The following is a 22327-nucleotide window of genomic DNA, read 5'->3' on the forward strand; positions in this document are numbered from 1 at the left end:
CGGCGCCATTTCACGCGCCGCGGTACTGTTCCCAGCCCTTTTGGCGCAGCACGCAGGCCGGACAGCTGCCGCAGCCATAACCCCAGGCATGCCGGTGCGTGCGGTCGCCCTGGTAGCAGGTGTGCGTGTGCTCGACGATCAGGTCGACCAGCGCGTCGCCGCCGAGCCGGTGCGCCATCGCCCACGTTGCGGCCTTGTCGATCCACATCAACGGCGTCTCGATGACGAGGCGACGGTCCAGGCCGAGCGACAGCGCGAGCTGCATCGCCTTCATCGTGTCGTCGCGGCAATCGGGGTAGCCGGAGTAGTCGGTCTCGCAGACGCCGGTCACGATGACCTGCAGCCCGCGGCGATAGGCCAGCGCGCCCGCCAGCGTGAGGAACAGCAGGTTGCGCCCCGGCACGAAGGTGTTGGGCAGGCCGTCGGCCTGCATCGCGAAGGCGACCTCGTCGGTCAATGAAGAGCCGCCGATCTGCGAGAGCGAGTCGACGTTCAGCAGATGGTCGTCGCCCAGCCTCGGCGCCCATTGCGGAAAGCGCTCGCGCAGCTGGTCGCGCACGGTCTGGCGCACGTCCATCTCGATGCGGTGGCGCTGGCCGTATTCGAAGCCGAGCGTTTCGACGCGCTCGTAGCGGCTGAGCGCGTCGGCCAGGCAGGTGGTCGAATCCTGGCCGCCGGAGAAGAGGACGAGGGCGGTGGTGTGCATGGGAAATCTCCTGTCGGACAAGCGCGCAAGTTTCGCAGCATGCGCCGACCCGCCGCTAGGATGCGCCGCATGACGACCAAACACCTCGTGGCCTGGGCCGCCACCTTCCTCGTTCTGCTGGTGATCGACGGGCTCTGGCTCGGCGTGATCGCCAAGAACCTGTACCAGCAGGGCATGGGCGACCTGATGGCGTCGCAGCCACGGCTCGGCTTCGCGGCGGCCTTCTATTTGCTCTATCCGATCGGCCTGGTGTTCTTCGCCGTGCTGCCGGGCGTGGAGGCCGACAGCGTGTGGCGCGGCGCCCTGGTGGGCGCGCTGTTCGGCCTGTTCGCCTATGGGACCTACGACCTGACCAATTCGGCCGTGGTGCGCAACTGGCCGATCGGCCTGAGCTTCATCGACATGGCCTGGGGCACCTTCGCCAGCGGCCTGGCATCGGCGGGTGGAACGGCAGCGCTGCGCTGGTTCGCTGCGCGCTAGAAGCCGGGAGCCGAGAGCCGCTAGAGAAAGCGCTCCAGCAGCTTGCGCGAGGCGCGGTCCAGCGCCTTCGCATCGGGGATGCGGAACTGCACGCCGCTCGCGCTCGCGATCAGCAGCGAACCGCCAGCCAGCCGTCGGATGTCTTCCTCGGCCTTGAGCACGAACTGCGTGTCGCCGCGGTCGGTGCTCACGGTCCAGGTGCTCGGCACGCCGAAGCTCGACACCCGGTGCAGCCGGAGCAAGGTGGGTGCGAAGTCGCGCACGGCCAGTTCGGCATCGAGCAAGGCGCGCACCGTCGACGGCAACTGCGCCATGTGGTCGATCCAGACGCGCTCGCGACCATCGCTGCCGACCAGCGACAGCCCGTCCGATGGCGCCGTCAGCGGAAAGGCCCGCACCGGCACGACCCCCGCATGGCGCTCGCCTTGCGCATCGATCAGCACCAGCCGCCCGAAGGCGTCGCGCTCGAGTTGGAAGTCCATCGCCATCATGCTTCTCCCGCCGGATGGGCCGCATGGCCAGACAGCGCTGCAGCGGTGGCGACGGCAACGCCCACACGCTCGTCGGCCGCGCCCTCGCTCGCCTCGTCATCGGCCGTGCGCAGCTGCGCCTGATACAGCCGCCAATAAGCGCCCTGCTGCGCCATCAGCGCTTCGTGCGGGCCGACCTCGACCACTTCGCCCCGGTCCATCACCACGAGACGATCGGCCTTGCGCAAGGTCGACAGCCGGTGTGCGATGGCGATGGTCGTGCGGCCCTTCACGAGGTTGTCGAGCGCCTTCTGGATCTCCTTCTCGGTCTCGGTGTCGACCGCCGAGGTCGCCTCGTCGAGGATCAGGATGCGCGGGTCGATCAGCAGCGCACGCGCGATGCTGATGCGCTGGCGCTCGCCGCCCGACAAGCCCTGGCCGCGCTCGCCGACCAGCGAGTCGTAGCCATGCGGCAGCCGCAGGATGAAGTCGTGCGCATGCGCTGCGCGCGCGGCGGCGACGATCTCTTCGCGCGTCGCCTCGGGCTTGCCGTAGGCGATGTTCTGGGCGATGGTCCCGAAGAACAGAAAAGGCTCCTGCAGCACCAGCCCCACATGGCGCCGGTAGTCGGCCACGGCGAAGCGCCGGATGTCGATGCCGTCCACCGCGATGGCGCCGTCCGTCACGTCGTAGAAGCGGCAGATCAGGTTGACCAGCGTGCTCTTGCCGGAGCCGCTGTGGCCGACCAGGCCGATCATTTCGCCGGGTTCGATCGCCAGGCCCAGGTCGCGGATCACCGCGCGCGAGCCGTAGCGAAAGCCGACGCCGCGCATCTCGATGCGCCCGCTGAGGCGCTCCACCTTGACCGGGTTCGCGGGCTCGGGCACGTTGCTCACGTGGTCGAGGATGTCGAAGATCCGCTTCGCACCGGCGGCGGCCTTCTGTGTGACCGAGACGATGCGGCTCATCGAATCCAGCCGCGTGTAGAAGCGGCCGATGTAGGCGATGAAGGCAGTGAGCACGCCGACCGTGATGCTGCCGCGCGCCACCTGCCAGATGCCGAAGCCCCACACGACGAGCAGCCCGATCTCGGTCAGCAGCGACACGCTGGGCGTGAACAGCGACCAGGTCTTGTTGAGCTTGTCGTTGACCTGCAGGTTGTAGTCGTTGGCGGCATGGAAGCGGTCGGCCTCGCGCTTCTCCTGCGCGAAGGCCTTGACCACGCGGATGCCGGGGATGGTGTCGGCCAGCACGTTGGTGACCTCGCTCCAGACGCGGTCGATCTTCTCGAAGCCGGTGCGCAGCCGGTCGCGCACGACGTGGATCATCCAGGCGATGAAGGGCAGCGGCACCAGCGTGACGACCGCGAGCAGCGGGTTGATCGACACGAGGATCACGGCGGTCATCGCGATCATCAGCACGTCGGTGAGGAAGTCGAGCGCATGCAGCGACAGGAAGACGTTGATGCGGTCGGTCTCGGAGCCGATGCGCGACATCAGGTCACCGGTTCGCTTGCCGCCGAAATAGTCGAGCGGCAACGTGAGCAGGTGCTCGTACGTGGTGGTGCGCAGGTCGGCGCCGATGCGCTCGGACACCAGCGCCAGCAGATAGGTGCGCGCCCAGCCCAGTCCCCAGCCCGCGAGCGCGGCGATCAGCAGCGCGGCCAGGAAGGTCGCGACCTTGCCGACGGGTATCTGCTGGCCGTTCTGGAACGGAATCAGGATGTCGTCCATCAACGGAATCGTGAGGTACGGCGGCACCAGCGTGGCGGCGGTCGATGCCAGCGTCAGCAGGAAACCGGCAATCAACTGCTTGCGATAGGGCCGCGCGAAGCGACCGAGGCGCAGCAGAACCCAGGTGGACGGCGGCTTTTGCGCCTCGGTGTCCGACGCCTGCCATTCGTCGACATCGGCCGGTGCATCGGGTGTGGTGCCCACATGGCGGTTTCGCAAATCGAACAGCTTGGCGAGCCGCAACGCGGCCGGCTGGTGCGCCAGCGTGTAGCGCCAGCGTGCGACCAATCCTTGCGGGCCGCACAGGTCGAGCGTGCCCACGCCCGCGTGGTCCGACAGGTGCAGTTCGAACTGGCCGTCGGCCAGAAGCCATTCGCGCCATGGGTCGCCATCGCCTTCTTGCCGAGCGAAAAGGCGCTTGTCAGTCAGCGCCAACAAACCAGAACTGAATCGAAGTTCAGCGTCAAGGTCAACCACAAGGGTCGCCAGAACGTTCTCCGCGGTTGTGAGCCGGCTTTGCAGCGCAAGGGCAGCCGCTTCCGTTTCGCCCTCCGGGGTGCCGACTGGATCGTGATGTTGCATTGTGTTTCTGAATCTCCGGCCCGCCCCGAACCACCTCGTGGTGCCGTCTGGGCGCCAATTCTGATCCAGGCCTGTGGTCGCGTCTGACAGCGCACGGCGATGGATCAAAGCACATCGAACGTTCCCATGACCCGTTTCGACGACATCCGGCTGCTGCGCATCAATTATTTGCGCGGCCCCAATCTCTGGACCTACCGGCCCGTGCTCGAGGTCTGGCTCGACCTGGGCGCGCTGGAAGACTTTCCGTCCAACCTGATCGAGGGCTTCACCGAACGGCTCACCACGCTTCTGCCTGCGCTGATCGAGCACCACTGCGGTGTCGGTGAGCGTGGCGGCTTCATCCAGCGCCTGAACGAAGGTACCTGGTCGGGCCATGTGCTCGAACACGTGGTGATCGAGCTGCTGAATCTGGCCGGCATGCCGACCGGCTTCGGGCAGACCCGCAGCACGTCACAGCATGGCGTCTATCGCATGGTGTTCCGCGCCCGCGACGAGCAGGTTGCACGCGTCGCGCTGACCGAAGGCCATCGGCTGCTGATGGCCACCATCAATGGCGTTCCGCTCGAAGCGGCCGACGTGCAGAAGGCAGTGGACGCGGTCAAGGCCAGCGTGGAAGACTGCTACCTGGGGCCCAGCACCGCGTGCATCGTCAGCGCGGCAACCGACCGCGGCATTCCGCACATGCGGTTGAACAAGGGCAACCTGGTGCAGCTCGGCTATGGTGCGAAGCAACAGCGCATCTGGACGGCCGAGACCGACCACACCAGCGCCATCGGCGAGTCGATAGCGAGCGACAAGGAACTCACCAAGTCGCTGTTGCAGAGCTGCGGCGTGCCGGTGCCCGAAGGCCAGGTCGTCGACAGTGCCGAGGAAGCCTGGGAAGCCGCCGAAGACATCGGTCTTCCGGTGGTCGTCAAGCCGTCGGACGCCAACCACGGACGCGGCGTGTCGCTGGAACTCATGACGCGCGAAGAGGTGATGGCCGCGTTCGCGGTGGCCGAACCGGAAGGCAGCGACGTGATGGTCGAGCGCTTCGTGCGCGGCAACGAACACCGGCTGCTGGTCGTCGGCGGTGAGGTCGTCGCCGCAGCGCGCGGCGAAGTCATCACGGTGACCGGCGATGGCAGTGCGACGGTGGCGGCCCTGATCGACAGCCAGCTCAACAGCGATCCGCGGCGTGGCGCCGAAGAGGAGTACCCGCTCGACGTGATCGACATCACGACCGACGCCAAGCTGCAGCTCGAACTCCGGCGCCAGGAGCTCGACGCGACATCGGTGCCCGCCGCGGGCCGCGTGGTCACGATCCAGCGCAACGGCAACCTCGGCGTCGACTGCACCGACCAGGTCCATCCTGAGGTCGCGCACGCAGCGGTCCTGGCGGCCCGCGTGGTCGGCCTCGACATCGCCGGTATCGATCTGGTGGCGCAGGACATCGGCCGGCCGCTGGAAGCGCAGCGCGGTGCGATCGTCGAAGTCAACGCCGGTCCGGGCCTTCTGATGCATCTGAAGCCCGCCGTCGGGTCGCCGCGACCTGTCGGCCGCGCGATCTGCGATCACCTGTTTCCCGAAGGCGATGGCGACGAGCTGCCCGGCCGCATTCCCGTGATCGGCGTGGCCGGCTCGCGCGACACCGCCGCGCTGGCCCGGCTGGTCGCCTGGCTGATCGGCCTCGGCGGCCGCCACACCGGGCTGGCCTGCCGCGACGGCCTGTTCCTCGAACGCCGACGCGTCGACGCGCGCGACAGCGCCAACTGGGAAGCCGGTCACCGGCTGCTGGTGAACCGCGCCGTGCAGGCCGTGGTCATCGAGAACGGCGCCGAAACCATCCTGCGCAGCGGCCTCGCGTATGACCGCTGCGAAGTCGGCATCGTGACCGACCTCGAGGGCGCCGAGGCGCTCGGCGAGTTCGACATCACGCAAGGCGACCAGCTGGTCAAGGTGTTGCGCACGCAGGTCGATGTCGTGCTGCCGGAAGGCACCGCGGTGCTGAATGCGGCCGACGCCCGCGTCGCGGGCCTCGCGCCGCTGTGCGACGGCGCGGTCATCTTCTATTCGAACGAACCGGGCGCTGCGGCGTTGACGGCGCATCAGGCAGCCGGCGGCAAGGCGGTGCTGGTTCGCCAGGACCGTGTGGTGCTGGCCAAGGGATCGAGCGAGTCCTTCCTCCCGGGCCTCGGCCGCCTGACCGCCTGGCGCGCGAACCATGCCGGCGTGAGTCTCGACAGCCTGCTCGCTGCCGTGGCCGCCGCATGGGCCCTGAACATTCCGCTCAACCTGATCGGCGCCGGCGCCGAAGCTTTCGAAGCGGACCTGCAGACGGCGCTCAGCTCGCTGCAGCTCTCGCAAACCCTGCTGCCGTCCGAACTCCAACAACTCGCCTGATCGCCCGCGGCACGGAGACGTTGCCGCAGCGACCCCACCGCCATGGAAGTCACACGCATCCGCGCCCTGCGCGGCCCCAACCTCTGGAGCCGCCACACCGCCATCGAAGCGATCGTCGCCTGCACCGGTGCCGAGAACGCGGTCGAGCAATTGCCGGGCTTCGAGACCCGCTTGCGCGCGCTGTTCCCGACCATCGGTGAGCTGCACCCGATGGTGCTGGGCCAGCCGCTGGCGCTGGCGCACGTGCTGGAGAACGCTGCGCTCGCGCTGCAGTCGCAGGCCGGCTGCCAGGTGATCTTCGGCCACACCACGCGCACGCTGGACGAAGGCATCTACCAGGTCGCGGTGCAATACAGCGAGGAAGCCGTGGGTCGGCGCGCGGTCCGGTTGGCGGAAGCGCTGATCGCCGCCGCGTTGGGCGACGGCCAGTTCGATGCCAACGCGGCGATCACGGAACTGCGTGACCTGGACGAGTCCGAGCGGCTCGGCCCGAGCACGGGTTCGATCGTCGAAGCCGGCGTCGCACGCGGCATCCCTTACCGCAGGCTCACGCGCGGCAGCCTGGTGCAGTTCGGCTGGGGATCGCGCCAGCGGCGCATCCAGGCCGCCGAAATCGACAGCACCAGCGGCGTGGCCGAGTCGATCGCACAGGACAAGGAGCTCACCAAGCAGCTGCTCAATGCCGCCGGCGTGCCGGTACCCCTCGGCCGGCCCGTGGCCGACGCAGCGGACGGCTGGGCCGCCGCGCTGGAGATCGGCCTGCCGGTCGTGGTCAAGCCGCAGGACGGCAACCAGGGCAAGGGCGTGACGGTGAACATCGTGTCGCGCGAACAGCTCGACGCGGCCTTCGCCTCCGCGGCGGTCCATGGCGAAGTCATGGTCGAGAAATTCCTGCCGGGTTTCGACTATCGCCTGCTGGTGGTCGGCGACCGGCTGGTGGCAGCGGCGCGACGCGATCCGCCGCAGGTGATCGGCGATGGCGCGAGCACCGTGCGCCAGCTGGTCGATACCGTCAACCTGGACCCGCGACGCGGAGAAGGCCACGCGACCTCGCTGACCAAGATCCGGCTCGACGACATCGCGATCGGCCGGCTCGAATCACAAGGCCTGACGCCCGACAGCGTGCCGACGCTCGGCCAGCGCGTCGTGCTGCGCAACAACGCGAATCTGTCGACCGGCGGCAGCGCGACGGACGTCACCGATACCGTGCATCCCGAGATCGCGGCGCGCGCGGTGGACGCGGCGCAGATGGTCGGCCTGCACATCTGCGGCGTCGACATGGTCTGCGAGAACGTGCTGCGTCCGCTGGAAGAACAACACGGCGGCGTGGTCGAGGTCAACGCCGCGCCCGGCCTGCGCATGCACATCTCGCCCTCCTTCGGCCGCGGCCGTGCGGTCGGCGAAGCGGTGATGGACACGCTCTACGCTGACGGCGACGATGGCCGGATTCCGGTCGTCGCCGTGACCGGTACGAACGGCAAGACCACCACGGCGCGGCTCATCAACCACCTGCTCGCATCGAGTGGCCTGCGCACCGGCATGACCAATACCGATGGTGTCTGGGTCGACGGCCGTCAGACCGACAGCGGCGACTGCAGCGGCCCCAAGAGCGCACGCAACGTGCTGCTGCACCCGGAAGTCGATGCGGCGGTGTTCGAAGTCGCACGTGGCGGCATCCTGCGCGAAGGCCTGGGCTTCGACCGCTGCAAGGTCGCCGTGGTCACCAACATCGGCAGCGGCGACCACCTGGGCTTGAACTACATCACGACGGTCGAAGATCTGGCCGTGCTGAAGCGCGTGATCGTCCGGAACGTCGCGGCAGATGGCGTGGCCGTGCTGAACGCCGCGGATCCGAACGTTGCCGCCATGGCATCGAGCTGCCCCGGCGGCATCATCTTCTTCACCGCGGATCGCCAGCATCCCGTCATGGCCACGCACCGCGCGCAAGGCAAGCGCACCGTCTACGTCGACCAGGGTCAGCTGGTCGCAGCCGAAGGCTCCTGGCGCGAACGCGTGCCGCTGCGCGACGTACCGGTCACCCGAAACGGCTCGCTCGCCTTCCAGGTCGAGAACGTGATGGCGGCGGTGGCCGCGGCCTGGGCGGTCGGGCTGGACTGGGACACCATCCGCAGCGGGCTCGCGAGCTTCAAGAACGACGCGGCCGGCGTGCCGGGCCGCTTCAACATGATGGAGTACCGCGGCGCCACCGTGATCGCCGACTATGGCCACAACACCGATGCCATGAAGGCATTGGTGGCCGCCGTGGACACCCTGCCGGCCAAGCGGCGCTCGGTGGTGATCAGCGGCGCGGGCGACCGGCGCGACAGCGACATTCGTGATCAGACCCAGATTCTGGGCGCCGCGTTCGACGACGTGATCCTCTACCAGGACGCCGCACAGCGCGGCCGCGCCGACGGCGAAGTGATGGCGCTGCTCCGTCAGGGCCTGCAGGACGCACGCCGCACGCAGCACATCGAGGAAATTCGCGGTGAATTCATCGCGATCGACGCCGCTCTGGCGCGTCTGCAACCGGGCGATCTGAGCCTCATCCTGGTGGACCAGGTCGAAGAAGCGCTGGCGCATCTTGCCCAGCGCATCGACGCGGGTTGAACGACGCGGGCGCCATGCCCGCTCATCCACGCATGCCGCGTGAAAGACTGGTCCCACATGCGGCGGTGGCTCCGAACGTCAATTGCGGCATCTCCGTCCCACACACGCGGACACACGACGGGCTCACAACTGCATCTCCCGAGGCCCCAGTGCCTCGAACGCACGCCGCACCGCGGCAAACGCAGGAGATACACATGATTCGTCAAGCCATTCCCTCGATCACGGCTCTGTTTCTGGCCATCGGCGGTATCTCCGCCGCTGGTGGCGCCGCCGCCCAGACACCCGGTTCCACAACCGAGCTCCAGCGTGAGCGTGCCATGTGCGATGGCGTGAAACAGGACCGTGCAGCCTGCCTGCGCGAAGCGGGCGCGGCGCAGCAGGAAGCGCGCCGCAACGGGCTGACGAGCGCGAGCTCGACGCGCTACGAAGACAACGCGCTTGCACGCTGCCAGCTGCAGCCGATTTCGGACCGCGCGGCCTGCGAAGCCCGTGTCACCGGCTCGGGTGCGGGTCGCACTTCCGTCGATGGCAGCGTCGCCGGTGGCGGTCTGATTCGCGAAACCGTGACGCCGATTCCTGCACCTGCCCGTTGATCCCCGTTAACTGATACCCGCCAACGTGCATCCCGTGGACCCGCGGGATGTTCGAGTCCTAACTTTCGGTGGCCTCCAGGCGATAGCCCTTGCCATAGACGGTGCGCAGTACATATCCACGCTCGCCCGTGAGCGTGAGCTTGCCGCGTAGACGGTAGATATGGCTGTCCAGGGTGCGTGATGTCGCATCGTCGCCTTCGTAGCCCGCTTTTTCGATCAGGTAGGAGCGGGAGACGGCATTTCCCATGTTCCGAAACAAGGCGAGAGCAAGCTTGAATTCGCTCTCGGTGAGCTGGGTCGTCCTCGGCTCGACCCGTTCCCTTGCTTCAGTTCCGCCAGCTCCGTTTTCCGGCGCGTATGACACCGTGCTGTGAAAACGATCGAAGTGCCAGCTTCCGAATTTGAGATTGTGCGGTTCGGTATTGACGGTTGCTGGCCGCTTGTAGAGCCGGGCGAGCCGTGCTCGCAGTTCAAGCGGCCGGAACGGCTTGATCACATAGTCGTCTGCGCCGCGTGTCAATGCGCGCGCCACATCGCTCTCGGACGTGCGTGCGCTCAACATCAATACGGGTGTCAGGTCGCTCCGCTCCTCGCGCAGCCAACGAAGTAATTCGACGCCGTCGAGATCGGGCAAATTCCAGTCGAGAATCAGTAAATCGAAAGTTTCGCGGCGCAATGCTCTGCGTAAATTTTCGCCTTGCGCAAAGGTCACGCACGTCGTCTCTTCATATTCTGAATTGAGCGGCGCCCTCAAAATTCTAACCAGCTGCTCGATCTGCACAGGATCGTCGTCGAGTATGGCTATGCGCATAATTTTGCAAGTTTTTGCTGTTAGATCGAATGACTGTTAGCGCAATAGATCGCAGCGATGCGCCTTTGCATGTTCGATTTTTTAATTCATGATAATAACTATTTGATGGCATTTTCGATCAAAAAATGGTTCGTGCGGCACCAAATTCTCCACATCCATCACAAAATCCGTAATCGGATCTTCCCTGTGGCAGCCGAAAATAACGAAAATGGCGGGGCCACAAAATCGGCGATGCCTCGGACTTCCGATTCAGGCACTTCACAATGCTCTCTTTTCACTCGCTCATTGCCTCGACTGCAGCGTTTGCGCTCGACGCGTCGGCCATGTCGGGTACCGACCTGCCACCCTTGACCAACAAGCCCGCTCTCGCAGTCGCCCTTATCGTCGTGGCTGTAGGCACTGCTGGACTCGTCTGGGTTGCATGGTCTCGTTGGCGGCAGTTGCACATTCGACGCAGCGCCAGTCTGGTGACATTGGTACATGGCACTCCAACCGATGCAATGGTTGACTTGCTTCTTGTATGCACAGATGCCGGTATGAGGCAACCGTACGAGCAATGGCTGTCGACCGAGGTGCTTATACGCACTGCCATCACCGCAGAAGAAACCGTGGACCGACTGATAGACAGTCGGCCCGACATCGTGTGGTTGATCTTGGACCCGGATACAACCTCCATGATCGGGCTTGCACAAGAGCTTCGTGCCATGCAGGCAGACGCGTACGAGGCGCCGAGTTGGATCGTTGCATTGACGTCCGATGCGCCCTCTCAACGCGCAGCAGATGAAGCCGGGATATTCGATCAAGTGTTGCCGGAACCGAAATCGCGTAGCGCCTCTGTCAATGTTTTCCATCAAATAGTCGCCAGCATGCCCAAATCGCACGGTGGGCCCTGGATTCAGCAGGCAACGGAAAGTGCGATGCCGGGATTTCTGGCGTCGAGACAAGCGCTTGCGCAATCCATTCACCGAGCTGTGCGTGAAAGACGAAATGCGGACGCAGCGAAATCGGCTCATACCTTGGCGGGAAGCCCGGGCATGCACAATTTCGATAGCGGCGTAGCAGCATGCAGATATATCGAACGGCACCATGCAACGGCGGAGTTCACGGAGCTTCTGCGTCGTGCGGATCAAATCAGCGATCTGATTGGCCAGATCGAGCTGCGCTAATAGGGCGGCGCACTCGACACAGGCATCGACGCGTCATGCTGCCTGCATCAGTTGCATCGAATTGCTCCTGACGGCAGAACGCCTTGTTGAAGTCTTCATCGAAGGCGCATCGACAGCATCCAGCTTATAGCCATCGCGATAAATCGAGCGCAGCACAAATTCAGTCGAATTGGCGAGATCGAGTGCTTTGCGGACTTTGCCAACATGAGCGTCGATGGTGCGTGTGCTCGACTCCAATTCGGCATTCCAGACACTCTGATAAAGCCTCTCGCGCGATACGTTGCAGCCCATGTTTCTGAACAGAAAGAGCGCAACCTCAAACTCCAGGCGTGTCAGACGGACCGGCACATCGCCGATGAATACCTGCTGCGTCCCGGCAACGAAGCGGTATCGACCAAAAGTCATCTGCCGCTGACCGGTAACCGCACTTTCCCTCGACAGGAACGCACACAGGCGGCATTCGAGTTCGTCGGCGGTCGAGGACAGCAAGGAGAAGTCATTGCCCTGCCGTTGCGACATGAACTCGCTCACCAGATCGAGCTGATGGGGTCCGACGAGCAAGAGGGTTGGAAGTCCGCCAAGCAACACGGCGGCGTCGCTCAAACGCTTTCGCGCCATGTCACCATCACCGCTCACCGCGATGATCAGAAGATCAAACGTCAGACCACGCTCCAGGGCCGGCCGCGCATCGTCTGCACAGCTGAACTGGTTGGAAATCCGACCTGGTGCTTGTATGGCCAGAGAGATGCGCCGCCTCAAGCCGACTTCGGGCGTGACGACAGCGATGCGCAGAGCCCGAGAACTGAAAGATTTCATGAATTCCGGTGGTTGGGTTTGCTTTGCCATGAAGTCCAAAGCGCCGGAATTTGCACTTACCTGTCAGGGATGGCCGCCATAACCGGCGGCCAAGCGAAGGGCACTGCAATGAGAACTTTGGATTGAACCAAAGTAGATGATCGTCACTCGAGCGAGGATCGTGCCTCGCTCGCGACAATTATTCAGACTTCAACGCATCAGCGCTTGGCAAGTGCGATGCGACCCAGTGCGAACACAGAATTCGGCGCCGTCACTTTCAGCGGCTTGGGCGTCGCCGGGCGGGCGAACAGGCGCTTCCGTGCAGGCGCGTTCTCCACTTCCACACCCTTCGCGATCTGGTCGTCGACGAGGCTTTGCAATGTGACCGAATCGAGGAACTCCACCGCCCGCCGATTGACGGTTGCCCATAGTTCGTCGGGGACACAACGTCCCGCATTCCCTCCGGCATGCGGGTCTGCCGAATCGGAAGCAGAACCGGCGGCATCTTCTATCGAAAAGATGATGTCGGCGACGGTAATGTCCGATGCCTTCCGGCCCAACGAGTACCCCCCGCCAGGACCGCGTGTCGATTCGACCAGCTTGTGGCGACGCAGCTTGCCGAAAAGTTGCTCCAGATAGGAGAGCGAAATGTGCTGCCGTTGGCTGATCGCGGACAACGTCACAGGGCCGGTGCGCACGCGCAAAGCCACGTCGATCATGGCAGTGACCGCAAAGCGGCCTTTTGTGGTGAGACGCATCGATTTTCCTTGTAATGAAGCAACAGAATGGACAACTGACGACGCTTGCGGATTCCCGTCAGGTTGCCGATGGCTGTGTGACCGTCAGTGTCACGATAAGTTTCCCAGATGTCCAACAAGTCCAATACCCCTAAAGACCTTTAGTTGGTGGGCTTTTTTGGTTCATTGCCATGAAAAACATCAAAAAAACAACAGCACATGTGAGCCATGCTGACGGTTGGCACCCTTCGTACGGCTCTCGTTCGCGCCGCTAGCGTTCGTCCTACACGCATGAGCGAAAAGGGGACGTCGTCAGCATCGATCGGGCCGGCGAACATCAACCATTCGTAACGAGGGTGCGCTTGCACTAGACCGATGCAGATGAACGAGTGGGATCGTACAGAGATGGGGTTTCCGCGAGCGCTGGCGGAAGCCGCGGCCCACCAATACGCGGGCGTCAAGCTGTCTGACTCAGGCTCACGCCAGCCCTTCATGACCGCTGCATCGGCCGACGAGCTGATGTCGACGTGGCTCGAGGTATTCGATGAGTCATCCGATTCCATTTGAGCAAGTTGCCCAGCCGGGCTCCTGCCGTTACGCATCACAGGCTGCCTCGCCAGCTATTGCACTTTTTCCTCAACAAGCAACCCCCACCCCATGAGCATCATCTGGACAATTTTGATCGGCTTTGTCGTGGGCTTGGTCGCTCGGGCGCTGCTGCCAGGCAGACAGTCGATGGGCTTCATCCTCACCGTGGTACTCGGTGTCGTCGGCTCATTGCTGGCCACCTACATCGGTCAAGCGGCTGGCTGGTACACCGCAGGAGCAGGTGCAGGATTCATCGCATCGGTAATCGGTGCGATCGTGCTGCTGGTGATCTACGGGATGGTCACCGGGAAGCGCTGAGGTCTGCGCGCCTCGCCGCGCGACTGATCGGCGGTAATAAGGTCCGTCCAGCGTCTGACTGGGAGACGGACCGCCAGCCAAGCCCCGTAAGGCTGTCTGAGCGAAGTGGCTCGCGCAATCGCTGACGGCAGCACGGAAAAAGGTCCGTCGATAGATGTAACCGTCACTTTTGGGCTGTTCTGGAAGCTGACTGCCGCGTGTTGACGCTCGCTCCATGGGTTGGCGTCGGCAGGTCTCTACGCAGCCAGCACTGCGCAAAAAAGGCCCGCACGTTGCCGTGCGGGCCCTGGCTCTGCAGGACAAACCTGCAGGCAGCGTCAATGAAGTGTGAAAGACCTTATCGACTGGGCGGGTCTGTGCGGGTCGGGTTTGTGGCAGCACGCGCCAAAAGCCCTTGCAACGTGACGCCAGTTGCACGTTTTTGGGCGGCCCGTCCAGTGAGAGGAACTGCTGGCGGCAGAGGAGTTCCAGCCGTGACCGCCTTATGCGTCTGCTGATGAGGCATCTGACTTCGGAGTGCAGCCGACCCGAGCTCCTGGAGCCGGGCCTTCTCCGCAGCCTCCTGCAGCTTGCGTTGCGCGTCAGTCATATCGTTACTGACCTGAAGGATCGGACACCAAACATCCAAACGTTTCTTGTCGACAGGACCCTTGCTGACTCTCTGCTGCAAAAGCAGGCGCGAGTTCACGCGCAGCGTCGCAAACTGCTCAGACTGGTAAGCCGCCTCCAAGTCTGTGATCTTCACTGCAGCTCGCGTGCCGTTGCGAGCGGCTGTCCACTTCATGCGTGCGCCCATGACCACAAGCTCACGCATCGCTCGCCCGGACCCTCCGCTCATGAAATCAAATCGCTCGGCAGCAGATACGGGGTCGATGTCCAAAGCTCCGTTTGCAACAACGATGTACTGCTGGATTCTCTCGATCAGCTTCGCTGAGTCTGTCGTTTCCGGTCGCACGAGAATCACGTCCGACAGCAGCCGTTCCTGGTCTTCCTGCTTGCGCTTGAGCAAGCGATGGATGAGGCTGAAGTTCGCCACGAATGTCATTGGCGGTCCGAGGTGGGTGAGCTCCAGCAGGAGCTTGGTCACCGCCGCAGACTCGCTGCCCATGTTGGTGAACTGCATCTCGTCAGCGACAAGATGGCAGCAACCAGCGACGTATCCGCGTTTGCGAATCAGAGCGGGATTCAGGGATCGCTGTTGCTGTTCTCTCATGGAAGCTCCGTACTGGCGCAGAAGTTCGGCGCGCCGGTCACGCTCTGAAGCTTTGTCGCCAATACGCAGTCGAGCAAAGGCGACCATCGGGATTCTTGTGCCATCGGGCAAGGTGATCGACTCGCCCTCCGGCCAGAGGCCTCTGATCGCTCGCGTCAATGCGCTTTTTCCGAGGCCGGCACCGCCAATAAGAGCAGTCGCAGGCAGCGGCTCGAACTCCAGGCTCTCCTGGTAGATGCCTGCGGAGAAGGAGTCCATTGATGGATATCGAACAAGCGCGTAGGCGTGAGATCTGCTGAGCAACCGACGAGCGATATCTACTCCTTGTCCGGTCGCGATATGCACTTCGTCTAGTCCAGCGCGGAGCCGCTCACTGGCAGTTTCCGGGCAGAACTGCCCCAAGCCCAGCAGTGGCTTTCCGAGGGTAGTCAGACGATCGCCAAGTGCTTGGTCGTCGAGCTCGAGCAGACGCCTGTACCTTTCTGCCCAGACGTTGAGCGTCGGTTGCTGCGCGCTCATCCCTTGAACTCCAGTGCTTTTTCCTCCGCTTTCGCCGGGGCATTTCTGGGGTTCGGCCTGCCGGATCGCCTGTGGATGGACTTCGCAGCGGGCCCGATTTCCTGCTGATTCTTCTGCGCTGTCACTGCGAATGCAACTGCGCGACCATCACGCTGGACCGCGCGAAGCTTACGCATCTTCTCTTCGTAATCATCGAGATCTTCAATGGTCTGATACAAGATCTCGTCATCCTCCCGGAGCGGATCTCGTGCTTCAACTTCAATCAGATGACCTTCATGTTCAATCCATGCGAATCGAACGACAACGTCAATGACGTAGCCAGAGATCTCCACCCCACCCTGGTTCCTGATCAGCGTGGGCAACGATGAGCCATCGAGCTCTGGCGAGGTGTAGCGCATTTCCTTCAGAAACAGCATTCCGTCGCGCGATGTGAACGTGACCGGCGTCAGGAACCTTCGGACCGCTTCAGAGAACGAGATGGCCTTCGAATCGTTTCTCCCCCTGACATTCATGTGTTTCCAGACTTCGATAGGCACCGCGTTGTTGACTTCATCCGCCATCTCTCGGGTGATTCGACTCAACGCACTACCGCTGCGATTGAGCTCTGCGCATTCATTGATGGTGTAGCGGATCAGCTGGATCGAGTTCATTCCAGTGACCACATGCGTAGGGATGCCTCTTGCATGCATCTCGCGCGCATTTTTTGACTCCACGGTTGCATTGGACTGCGGGTTGTGAGTGGGGCTCATGTCACGCCCGGACTTGAGCTCCGAAAGCTCGACGGAGACTTCCGCAGCGACGAATGCACCGCGATCGGATGAGAAGTTTGCAGGCAGTCCCTCGCCAGGAATGTCGTCGTCAGTCAGTTCAACGCCGAAATAGCGCCCCCACCGGGTCTTGCCAATCGCGCAACAAAACAGCGCCATCTTGTACGCCTTTGCTGTCTCACTCCCCAGCGCGAAGCCGATACCCACGATGGCACCTGATGCGGTGTCAACCAACTTGACGATGCAGATACGCAGCGCGATGAAATCATCCAAAATTCCTCGCGGAAATAGTTTGCTGTAGCTCGCATCGATAGAGCATTTCTCCATCAGGTTGGCGACCCCCTCTGACACCCTGCCAACGATTGCCTTCAGCTTGTTGCGGAAGCGCACTTCACCAAAAAGCGTAACCTGCAGCACCGAGCGCTTGAACGCGATTTCGCACCCGCGCTCGAACTGCGCAAGCGTTGGGAATGGCTCTCCGTTGGGTTGATGCCAGAAGTCGTAGCCCAGAGCGTCTTTGATCGGAACGCACTTGAATACGGCGACGATGGCCTCCGAGTAGATCCTGGGCATCGTTTTTCCGAGCCGAGCGAAGCGCAGGTACCCCTCACGAATCTTTGCTTGCATGACGGCGTCGCGTGGGTAGTGCGGACGGTGGGCGAAGTGCTTTGTTGGCGCTCCTCGGCGAACCTTCAGACGCTCCTCCGTGCAGCGGTCCCACTTCCCGTTGCGATGCATATTCGGGATCAAGGACCATTTATCCTCGCCGCAGCAGACGTAGGCAAACAGCCAGGTTCTAAACCGGCCCGTATTCTGTGGCGGGTCCGCTTGGGCAGCGAACTTGTTGACCACCTTAAACGGGTCTGACGCGCTGAGGATGGCAGGCATGTGCTGCAGTGCTTCGGCGATCAATGTCAATCGGTTATCCACGACGCTGCGGTGAGTTCGAATGCCGTGAGTCAGCCTGCGAGGGGTGGTATCCGTACGACTCAAATCCTGCCCCTCAAGTTCGCTAAGCCATGGAGGCAAGTTCATCTGCGCCTCAGCAGGAATGATTGCCTTCTCCAGCAGGCCTCTTTCGAGGTCTTTTCGCGGCAGCCTGATGATTTCAACCGAGGGCTTCTCCGTACCGAATTCGGCGAATACGGTGAATGCCTTGTCAGTTGAGTCCCCCACACGCCAGTAGCGCGTATCGGGCTTGAGGGTGATCCAGCCCACTGGGGCGATGTATTGGGTTCCGATGGCCATGTTGATTCTTCTTACCGGTTGAATAGATGGGCGTAGACGTCAAAGATGCAGCGCACCTCGTGTCGCAATGGATGGTTCACGACGACGGGCCGGAACAAGTCGACCCGAACGCGCTGGTACCAGATGGATTGCCACAAAGCCGCAAGGAATTGCTCGCGTTTCCAGCCCCGAGCAGTCCAAGCAACAAGCATCGAGAGAGGAGCGATTGCGTTCTTCATCGAGCCCCGTACGTCGTCTTCGAACTCCTGCACTTCGTCTGCCGGTCTTTGCAGGTCGTAGTCATGCCAACCCATCAGCTGATTCAGGTTGCAGAAGACGTTGTGATCTATATCGTTTCCAACGACTTGCACGGAGCGGATCCCCAACTCTGCGTTGAATACGCCAGTCACCTGAGCTCTAGCCTCGGCTCTCCGCAGCGCCCGCAAGGACCGCTTCCCGGGACCAGGCTTTCCGTGATCGCCCTCATTCAGTTTGATGTCCCAGTCCAGGCCGTAGATCCCCTGCTCGTCGACCATCATCAAGCGCAGATCGGTGATGTAGAACGCAGGGTCCCAGATGTCCTCGTCCACCGGTATGTTGGTCTCGTCCGCGTCAGTGGCGTTCGGGCACGCCCGGCTCAAAACCTTCGGATGCAGCTTCAGCGTCCCGAGAGCGTCAGCGATGGTGAGCGTCCCGCTGGTGGTTGGCAGCCTGAGGTTCGCTGCAGCAGGATGATTGGCGAAGGGATGCGGTCCGGGTGTCAACGCATACGCAGGGTTCTCATGCATATCAAGGACCCTCGGGTGGCGAATCGCAAGCAGAATTGCCTTGAGTTCGCTGATCGAGAGCGCGTGCATCTCGCGCTTGAGAAATTTGCTGTAGCGGATCGAAGGCCTAGAGATCACTGGGGCTTCCGCCCGGTTGGCCAAGATCGAGGGGATGTAATCGCTGCCGTACCTTGAGGGGAATTGGCGCGCCGCTATCGTCTCGATTCTTGCCGGCGTCAAAATGCGGCTCATACTGTTCTTTCATCATTCGCAACTACTCGCTGACGCAGTGCGTCAAGCGTGCAGGCGCGGGTGGGCCTGCAGGCAGATCGTTCAGATCTGCTGCTGCATAAATTTGGCGCGAGTTAACCCGCCGACGGCATTGACATACCGTCGGTATTTCGGCACGATGAAAGCAGTTGGGGATGGAACTTCAACTGCAGTTCTGGAAGCGCATGGCTTTGGCGAGCCATGCGCTTTTGTGCTTCTAGGTATCGCTATGGGCGTGTTTGGGCAATGTGTTTACGTGAGCAGTTCCTTCCAAAATCTGTTTGAAATCCTCCTCGCAGATGTCGGCAAGCTGCCGCCTTCTACTTGAGCGACGAAGAGTGGTTCTCTGATTCATAACAATCAGTGCCTGGGAATGCTAGCCAGGAGAGACGGCGTTTCGCGCCAGGAGCCGCCATAAAGGGCCGGCTGATTTGAGGCCTTCCGACAATTCATAGAAATTCGCCTCCTGCCTCCTCCGATCGGCGCCTTGATCTCAAATAAATTGTGCTAAGCAACTCCGAGAAATGCATCGAGAGCGTGCGGTAAGGGCACGCTTCGCCAGCATCGATTGACCTTTCGCCGACGTCAGGTGATATTGGGGACATGGTTTCTAGACGGATCACGCCACCGTTTCATGCAACGCTGCCAGTAGACGCGTCTTGCGCCACGTTTGACAAGACACCAGATACACCACCGACCGAGTTCAGAAAAGCAGATATCGGCCGAGAGCGCATCGATCAGATATCTAGGACGCTCACCAGTATTGGGGGGTGGATGCCGGACGAAACGCTATTCAGCCTGTGCAGCAGATGGCATCGGGTTTGTTCAAATGGTCTTGCTTCGTCCACGTGCTTAGACCTGTTTGGTCATCCGCGGATCGGCTCAGCGCAGGACTTCCCAGCCCGCGTAGCGTCCTTCGATGACCGCACTGGCGGCGCGCTTGGGCCTGCCAGATTGATCGCGGCGGAGCGTACCCACCTCAGGTATTACCTGCCATTCCATCGCGAGGAAGTCGTTAGAGCTGCAATCGATGCGGTCTGCGGCCCCAAGCTGGGGCCTCTCAAGATGCTGCTTGGTTTACCCGCGGCTCGCTTGCGGGCAAATCATCCGCTGAAGTCTTGCCCCGCATGTCGCATAGAAGATCAAAGAGACCACCAGGTTGCCTACTGGCACTTGGCGCACCAACTGCCGGGAGTCTGGAGATGCCATCTTCATGGCCATCCCCTGGAAGTCGCAGCGCCGAAAGTAAACGGATCGAGGCGCTTTCAGTGGGCACTGCCGGATGATCAAGAGTGCGGATTCGTATCACCGATCGATCGGCGCACGCTCTCCGACGAGCAGTGGCGGATGCTGATGCGCATGGCCACCGATGCGCAAGCTTTGTCGATGATGCCAGCGGGCCACCTTGCTGACCGGCGCCGACTGCGCAGTGCCTTCCAAAACGCTCTCGGCCGTGCCGACTATGTCGGCAGCTCGGGGCGGTTGAAAGTGAAGTTGATCGGCTCAGCGCTTCAGCGCCACCTCGGGCTGGTTGCGAGCGCCCCGGACTTCGGCGCTCTACGCATGAACGCCGATCAAGCAATGAACCTACTCCGCAAAGTCATGGCGGAGCGCTCGGGAGTGAAGCATCCAGCGAAGGTGCTCGCAGTCATAGGGTTGGTATTTGACGGCTGGAGCCACTTTCAGGACTGCTTCGACCGGGTGACAACATCCGCCATAGGGGAGCCATGCATCGGCCCATCGGTAAAATTCAAAACTGCGTCGGACTCGCCCGGCCATCCTGCGCAGGAACGCTTCTACGCGTTGGTCAAAAACGGAGCTGCCCCAAGCTCAGCAGCGAGAGCCGTCGGAGTCGATCCGCATACCGGACTGGCCTGGCTATCCAAACTCGGCATCTGCGCCAAAGGGCGACCCAAGAAGCTCGTCGACGAGTTACGAAGGTCGATGGTAAGAGCTTTGCGCGGCGGGATTGAAAAAGCATTGGTGGCAGCACGTTGCGAAGTTTCTGTAGAGACGGTCACCCGCGTGCTTCGCATCACACCGGGTTTACAGCGAGAGTGGCATGAGGCACGTGAAATACGGTCCCGCAAGCGCGCGCGCAGTCAATGGAGTCGCCTCGTCGAAAAATTCGGTCATCTCGGCGTCAAACAACTTCGACTTCGTGCTCCGGATGCGTTTGCTTGGCTGTATCGGAACGACAAGGCGTGGCTCAATTCAGTGAACGGATCTCTCCCTCGTATCAGATCCGGAAAGTCATCCAGGGTTGATTGGGGCGGTCGAGACAAGGTCTACGCTGCGGCCATTGGTTCCTTGTTCTCATCAAAGGTCGCCGCGGCACCCGGCTCCAGGGTCACTTTGCACGAGGTTCTTGCGGCCGTTCCTGAGCTGGCGCCAAAACTTGCGCAGCTTCATCTGCTTCCTTCTACAAGATCGGTTCTCGACTCCCTCACAGCGAAGCGACGCAGATCAGAGAAGACCAAAGAGTGGTTTCGAAAGAAGGGGATGTGCAACCGCTGATCCTCGTTTCATGCAACGCGAACTCCCATCTGTGATCATCAAACTTTGATGGTGTTTTGCGGATCGATTTCGCCATTCACATGATTTATTTTCAGAGAATTGGAGCAGTTCAATTATTGTTCTGAAAGATGATCGTCCCGCAGTTGCAGCCGCAAGAGTGGCTCGAGGGGTATCGTGGCCGAGTCGCTCGCATTCACGCCATTGATTCCAGATCGCAAGTGGAAGATGACTTGCAAGCGTTCGCCGAAGGGGCCGCCTCGACCAAAAAGCTGGGTATGGTTGAAGCAGTCTCTGCCGCACTGGGTCGTCCAGTCATAGACGTAGTCATGGCAAACACGCTCTGGCCTGCGCTAGTCTCCGTTAACCGTCCGTCCCGGGCAGAGATTGCGGCATTGGCGAGCAAAAGATCAAGCCGACACGTCTTCTCGAAGGCGCTTCGTCCGAGGTTCTGGTTCTGTCCGATGTGCGCGGCAGACGAGCGTGCCCGCTGGGGATACTCCGTCTGGCATCGTGCACATCAGGTACCCGGTGAAACTGAGTGCCAGATTCACGGCAATCCGCTACACGGCGTTCCCAGGATGAATCTCCTGCAGGCTATGCCACACGAATCCTCGCTCAACGGAACTTCTGTTCCACATCCTTTGGCCAAAGACGGAGAAACGTTGGTGGTCCGCCGGGCTCTGTCAGTGATACGTCAAAGCGCATCAGGTCAATTGAGCCTTTCTCTTGAAAAGTGCGAAAGCGCTCTGCGGACGAGGGCCGACGAGCTTGGGCTGAATAGCGCTACAAGCGACAGCGCCTCGGCCGTCGCGCAAAAGGTTTGTGAACTCTATTCGCCTGGCTGGTTGAAGGACGCCATGCCTGGCGGTCGCGCAGGCTTGACGACGTTCGCATTCGTCAATTCAATTCTTGGAACGCGCACGCAGGCAAGATCCTGTGCTGCGATCGCAATTGTCGCGGCAGCACTGTTCGACGACGTGGCTTCAACATTGCAGCAATGCTGTGTTTGATCTTCCGTTCGCAGCCATAGCGCCGAGCCGTGCCAACACATACAGCCCGAATTCGACGCCGCTGCG

The 22327-nt window shown here is 62.0% G+C and carries 18 protein-coding genes and 2 pseudogenes; 11 read left to right on the plus strand and 9 right to left on the minus strand.

The features are described from left to right. Positions 1-10: 10 nt before the first annotated feature. Entirely contained in the window at positions 11-706 is a 696-nt protein-coding gene (queC, locus tag AC07PZ_RS14675) for a 7-cyano-7-deazaguanine synthase QueC (RefSeq protein ID WP_495295842.1), read from the minus strand. A gap of 69 nt (positions 707-775) precedes the next feature. Between queC and AC07PZ_RS14680 the strand changes: the two genes are divergently transcribed. Further along, positions 776-1186, plus strand: coding sequence for a DUF2177 family protein (locus AC07PZ_RS14680; RefSeq protein ID WP_495295843.1), 411 nt, complete (start codon positions 776-778; stop codon positions 1184-1186). 20 nt (positions 1187-1206) lie between these two features. Here AC07PZ_RS14680 and AC07PZ_RS14685 read toward each other — a convergent pair whose 3' ends face one another. Then, on the minus strand, positions 1207-1668 hold the full coding sequence (locus AC07PZ_RS14685; protein WP_495295844.1) for a cyanophycin metabolism-associated DUF1854 family protein: 462 nt from the start codon (positions 1666-1668) through the stop codon (positions 1207-1209). A gap of 5 nt (positions 1669-1673) precedes the next feature. Next, positions 1674-3971, minus strand: a complete 2298-nt coding sequence (locus tag AC07PZ_RS14690; protein WP_495295845.1) for a cyanophycin metabolism-associated ABC transporter — start codon at positions 3969-3971, stop codon at positions 1674-1676. A 126-nt stretch (positions 3972-4097) separates the two neighbouring features. On the opposite strand from AC07PZ_RS14690, the gene AC07PZ_RS14695 reads away from it, so the two are divergent. The 3 genes from AC07PZ_RS14695 to AC07PZ_RS14705 all read left to right on the plus strand — a co-directional run bounded on the left by AC07PZ_RS14695 (position 4098) and on the right by AC07PZ_RS14705 (position 9556). Further along, on the plus strand, positions 4098-6353 hold the full coding sequence (locus AC07PZ_RS14695; protein WP_495295846.1) for a cyanophycin synthetase: 2256 nt from the start codon (positions 4098-4100) through the stop codon (positions 6351-6353). Between the two features lie 42 nt (positions 6354-6395). After that, a complete protein-coding gene (gene cphA, locus AC07PZ_RS14700) occupies positions 6396-8963 on the plus strand; it encodes a cyanophycin synthetase (RefSeq protein ID WP_495295847.1) in 2568 nt (855 codons plus the stop codon). A gap of 194 nt (positions 8964-9157) precedes the next feature. Continuing rightward, positions 9158-9556, plus strand: coding sequence for a hypothetical protein (locus AC07PZ_RS14705; protein ID WP_495295848.1), 399 nt, complete (start codon positions 9158-9160; stop codon positions 9554-9556). Positions 9557-9614: 58 nt separating this feature from the next. Here AC07PZ_RS14705 and AC07PZ_RS14710 read toward each other — a convergent pair whose 3' ends face one another. Beyond that, positions 9615-10367, minus strand: a complete 753-nt coding sequence (locus tag AC07PZ_RS14710; protein ID WP_495295849.1) for a response regulator transcription factor — start codon at positions 10365-10367, stop codon at positions 9615-9617. A 263-nt stretch (positions 10368-10630) separates the two neighbouring features. Between AC07PZ_RS14710 and AC07PZ_RS14715 the strand changes: the two genes are divergently transcribed. Next, a complete protein-coding gene (locus AC07PZ_RS14715) occupies positions 10631-11533 on the plus strand; it encodes an Hpt domain-containing protein (RefSeq protein WP_495295850.1) in 903 nt (300 codons plus the stop codon). A gap of 33 nt (positions 11534-11566) precedes the next feature. Here AC07PZ_RS14715 and AC07PZ_RS14720 read toward each other — a convergent pair whose 3' ends face one another. Continuing rightward, positions 11567-12379 carry a winged helix-turn-helix domain-containing protein gene (locus tag AC07PZ_RS14720; RefSeq protein ID WP_495295851.1) on the minus strand — a complete coding sequence of 271 codons (813 nt, stop codon included), beginning with the start codon at positions 12377-12379 and terminating at the stop codon, positions 11567-11569. Positions 12380-12546: 167 nt separating this feature from the next. Continuing rightward, complete coding sequence (locus AC07PZ_RS14725) at positions 12547-13086, minus strand: Rrf2 family transcriptional regulator (RefSeq protein WP_495295852.1); 540 nt, start codon at positions 13084-13086, stop codon at positions 12547-12549. 354 nt (positions 13087-13440) lie between these two features. On the opposite strand from AC07PZ_RS14725, the gene AC07PZ_RS14730 reads away from it, so the two are divergent. Together AC07PZ_RS14730 and AC07PZ_RS14735 are read left to right on the plus strand one after the other, a co-directional pair. Then, positions 13441-13632 carry a hypothetical protein gene (locus AC07PZ_RS14730; RefSeq protein ID WP_495295853.1) on the plus strand — a complete coding sequence of 64 codons (192 nt, stop codon included), beginning with the start codon at positions 13441-13443 and terminating at the stop codon, positions 13630-13632. Between the two features lie 90 nt (positions 13633-13722). Continuing rightward, the gene (locus tag AC07PZ_RS14735; RefSeq protein ID WP_495295854.1) at positions 13723-13971 is read left to right on the plus strand and encodes a GlsB/YeaQ/YmgE family stress response membrane protein; all 249 of its coding nucleotides are present in this window, start codon (positions 13723-13725) and stop codon (positions 13969-13971) included. Positions 13972-14308: 337 nt separating this feature from the next. Here AC07PZ_RS14735 and AC07PZ_RS14740 read toward each other — a convergent pair whose 3' ends face one another. The 3 genes from AC07PZ_RS14740 to AC07PZ_RS14750 are packed head-to-tail and all read right to left on the minus strand — an operon-like array spanning position 14309 to position 18716. Continuing rightward, positions 14309-15703, minus strand: a complete 1395-nt coding sequence (locus AC07PZ_RS14740; protein WP_495295855.1) for a hypothetical protein — start codon at positions 15701-15703, stop codon at positions 14309-14311. Beyond that, entirely contained in the window at positions 15700-17718 is a 2019-nt protein-coding gene (locus tag AC07PZ_RS14745; protein ID WP_495295856.1) for a TnsB C-terminal domain-containing protein, read from the minus strand. The genes AC07PZ_RS14740 and AC07PZ_RS14745 overlap by 4 nt, the downstream gene beginning before the upstream one ends. Before the next feature lie 11 nt (positions 17719-17729). Beyond that, positions 17730-18716 carry a PDDEXK family nuclease gene (locus AC07PZ_RS14750; RefSeq protein WP_495295857.1) on the minus strand — a complete coding sequence of 329 codons (987 nt, stop codon included), beginning with the start codon at positions 18714-18716 and terminating at the stop codon, positions 17730-17732. Between the two features lie 792 nt (positions 18717-19508). Between AC07PZ_RS14750 and AC07PZ_RS14755 the strand changes: the two are divergent. The 4 genes and pseudogenes from AC07PZ_RS14755 to AC07PZ_RS14770 form a co-directional block, all read left to right on the plus strand. Continuing rightward, positions 19509-19949, plus strand: a pseudogene (locus AC07PZ_RS14755) (TniQ family protein); the annotation flags it as partial. A gap of 132 nt (positions 19950-20081) precedes the next feature. Further along, positions 20082-21251 (plus strand): TnsD family Tn7-like transposition protein, encoded by a 1170-nt coding sequence (locus AC07PZ_RS14760; RefSeq protein ID WP_495296123.1) that lies wholly within the window; start codon positions 20082-20084, stop codon positions 21249-21251. A gap of 128 nt (positions 21252-21379) precedes the next feature. Then, positions 21380-21802: pseudogene (locus tag AC07PZ_RS14765) on the plus strand (TniQ family protein); the annotation flags it as partial. A gap of 27 nt (positions 21803-21829) precedes the next feature. Then, a complete protein-coding gene (locus tag AC07PZ_RS14770; protein ID WP_495296135.1) occupies positions 21830-22261 on the plus strand; it encodes a hypothetical protein in 432 nt (143 codons plus the stop codon). Positions 22262-22327 lie beyond the last annotated feature (66 nt).

This window comes from Variovorax sp. GW821-FHT10B04 (assembly GCF_059415645.1).

Excerpts from the sequence above, each read along its gene's own strand:
- queC (WP_495295842.1), bottom strand. The coding sequence starts at position 706 with ATGCACACCACCGCCCTCGTCCTCTTCTCCGGCGGCCAGGATTCGACC.
- AC07PZ_RS14680 (WP_495295843.1), top strand. The coding sequence starts at position 776 with ATGACGACCAAACACCTCGTGGCCTGGGCCGCCACCTTCCTCGTTCTG.
- AC07PZ_RS14685 (WP_495295844.1), bottom strand. The coding sequence starts at position 1,668 with ATGGACTTCCAACTCGAGCGCGACGCCTTCGGGCGGCTGGTGCTGATC.
- AC07PZ_RS14690 (WP_495295845.1), bottom strand. The coding sequence starts at position 3,971 with ATGCAACATCACGATCCAGTCGGCACCCCGGAGGGCGAAACGGAAGCG.
- AC07PZ_RS14695 (WP_495295846.1), top strand. The coding sequence starts at position 4,098 with ATGACCCGTTTCGACGACATCCGGCTGCTGCGCATCAATTATTTGCGC.
- cphA (WP_495295847.1), top strand. The coding sequence starts at position 6,396 with ATGGAAGTCACACGCATCCGCGCCCTGCGCGGCCCCAACCTCTGGAGC.
- AC07PZ_RS14705 (WP_495295848.1), top strand. The coding sequence starts at position 9,158 with ATGATTCGTCAAGCCATTCCCTCGATCACGGCTCTGTTTCTGGCCATC.
- AC07PZ_RS14710 (WP_495295849.1), bottom strand. The coding sequence starts at position 10,367 with ATGCGCATAGCCATACTCGACGACGATCCTGTGCAGATCGAGCAGCTG.
- AC07PZ_RS14715 (WP_495295850.1), top strand. The coding sequence starts at position 10,631 with ATGCTCTCTTTTCACTCGCTCATTGCCTCGACTGCAGCGTTTGCGCTC.
- AC07PZ_RS14720 (WP_495295851.1), bottom strand. The coding sequence starts at position 12,379 with ATGGCAAAGCAAACCCAACCACCGGAATTCATGAAATCTTTCAGTTCT.
- AC07PZ_RS14725 (WP_495295852.1), bottom strand. The coding sequence starts at position 13,086 with ATGCGTCTCACCACAAAAGGCCGCTTTGCGGTCACTGCCATGATCGAC.
- AC07PZ_RS14730 (WP_495295853.1), top strand. The coding sequence starts at position 13,441 with ATGCAGATGAACGAGTGGGATCGTACAGAGATGGGGTTTCCGCGAGCG.
- AC07PZ_RS14735 (WP_495295854.1), top strand. The coding sequence starts at position 13,723 with ATGAGCATCATCTGGACAATTTTGATCGGCTTTGTCGTGGGCTTGGTC.
- AC07PZ_RS14740 (WP_495295855.1), bottom strand. The coding sequence starts at position 15,703 with ATGAGCGCGCAGCAACCGACGCTCAACGTCTGGGCAGAAAGGTACAGG.
- AC07PZ_RS14745 (WP_495295856.1), bottom strand. The coding sequence starts at position 17,718 with ATGGCCATCGGAACCCAATACATCGCCCCAGTGGGCTGGATCACCCTC.
- AC07PZ_RS14750 (WP_495295857.1), bottom strand. The coding sequence starts at position 18,716 with ATGAGCCGCATTTTGACGCCGGCAAGAATCGAGACGATAGCGGCGCGC.
- AC07PZ_RS14760 (WP_495296123.1), top strand. The coding sequence starts at position 20,082 with ATGCTGATGCGCATGGCCACCGATGCGCAAGCTTTGTCGATGATGCCA.
- AC07PZ_RS14770 (WP_495296135.1), top strand. The coding sequence starts at position 21,830 with ATGAATCTCCTGCAGGCTATGCCACACGAATCCTCGCTCAACGGAACT.